This window comes from Robertmurraya kyonggiensis, from assembly GCF_005116465.1.
Taxonomy (GTDB): Bacteria; Bacillota; Bacilli; order Bacillales; family Cytobacillaceae; genus Robertmurraya; species Robertmurraya kyonggiensis.
Genome location: NZ_SWBM01000034.1, coordinates 1 through 1,709 on the forward strand (window position 1 = coordinate 1; position 1,709 = coordinate 1,709).

Here is a 1,709-nt window from a genome sequence, read left to right on the forward strand (position 1 = left end):
GAAAGCAAAGGTCATCAGAGAGGTACAATACCCAGAATGGTTAGGAAGCACTGTCCCAGTGAAAAAGAAAAATGGAAAATGGAGGATGTGCATCGACTTCACCACCCTGAACCAGCACTGCCCAAAAGATGACTTCCCCTTACCTAGAATCGACAGCGTCGTCGACGACGCAGCCAACAGCGAGATTCTATCTCTACTAGATTGCTTTTCAGGGTATCACCAAGTTTGGATGAAACAAGAGGATGAGGAGAAGACAAGCTTCATAACACCTTTCGGACCTTTTTGTTTCGTCAGAATGTCAGAAGGGCTGAGAAACGCAGGGTCAACTTTCTCAAGAATGACCAAAAAAGTCTTCAACTCACAAATTGATAGAAACATGCTAGCTTATGTGGATGACCTCGTCGTAAAGAGCATCAAAAGAGCGGATCACATCAAAGATCTCGAGGAAACTTTCAACAATCTAAGAATGTCAAACTTGAGCTTAAATCCAGAAAAATATGTTTTTGGAGTAACCAAAGGAAAAGTCTTGGGGTGCCTTGTAACTTCAAAGGGAATTGAGGCCAACCCAGACAAGGTACAGGCCTTGGCATCCATGGAGGAGCCAAAAACGGTTAAGGAAGTGCAACAATTGACAGGCAGAATCGCAGCTCTAAACAGATTCGTACCAAGAGCGGCCGAGCGAAGCCTCCCTTTCTTCAAAACTCTCAGACATGCACAGAAATTCAACTGGGGCGAAGAACAATCGAAAGCATTCAGAGAACTAAAGCAGTACCTTGCGACAATGATCAAACTATCACCACCAGCACAAGGAAAAGACCTTCTCCTCTACCTCGCAGTATCAGAGTCAGCAGTAAGCGCGGCAATAGTACAAGAAATTGAAATCAAAGGCATTTTGAAGCAATTGCCAGCCTACTTCGTTTCTGAAGCATTATCTGGAGCCAAGAAGTCATACTCTGAGCTCGAAAAAATTGCATACGCATTACTTATGGCATCAAGAAAACTCAGGCATTATTTCGAAGCTCACAAAGTTACAGTCGTCACCAACAAACCTCTAGCCGAGTTATTTGCAAACAGAGAAGCTTCGAATAGGATCAGCAAATGGTCCGCAGAACTATCCGGATTCAATATTGAATTCGTAAGACGAAATGCAATCAAATCCCAGGTATTAGCTGACTTCGTAGCAGACTGGACCTCTCCAAAGCATGAAAGTCCAGACGAAGACGAAAAACAATGGACAGTCTATTGTGATGGAGCATATTGTAACAAAGGAGCAGCGATCTCTGCAATACTGGTTTCACCAGGCGGAATCAAAACAAGATTCGCAGCACGATTGGAATTCAACAACCAAGAGATTCAAATCACAAATAATGTAGCAGAATACGAAGCACTCCTGCTTGGGCTACGAAAAATGAAATCACTAGGAAAACAAAGGTTCATTGTGAAGACAGACTCGAAAATAGCAAGGGACCACATCGAAAAGGATAGCGAAGCTAGAAAACCAGAACTAATCGATTACCTCGAAGAGGTCAGAGAAATGGAGAAACACTTCAAAGGATTCACTGTAGAGCACATCCACAGAAATGACAACAACAAAGCAGATGATTTAGCCAAAAAAGCAGCAAAGAAGGAAGAGCTACCCGAAGACGTAATTTACGAGGTCATGACCATCCCCTCAATCAGAAAGCAGAATCTTGCACACATTCGCTGGG

The 1,709-nt window shown here is 43.2% G+C and carries 1 protein-coding gene; it reads left to right on the top strand.

Going from position 1 to position 1,709, the window contains the following annotated elements; translation table 11 throughout:
• Positions 1-58: 58 nt before the first annotated feature.
• Positions 59-1,709, top strand: a 1,651-nt coding sequence (locus tag FA727_RS25595) for a reverse transcriptase domain-containing protein (RefSeq protein WP_158318968.1), incomplete at its 3' end; no start/stop codon positions are given.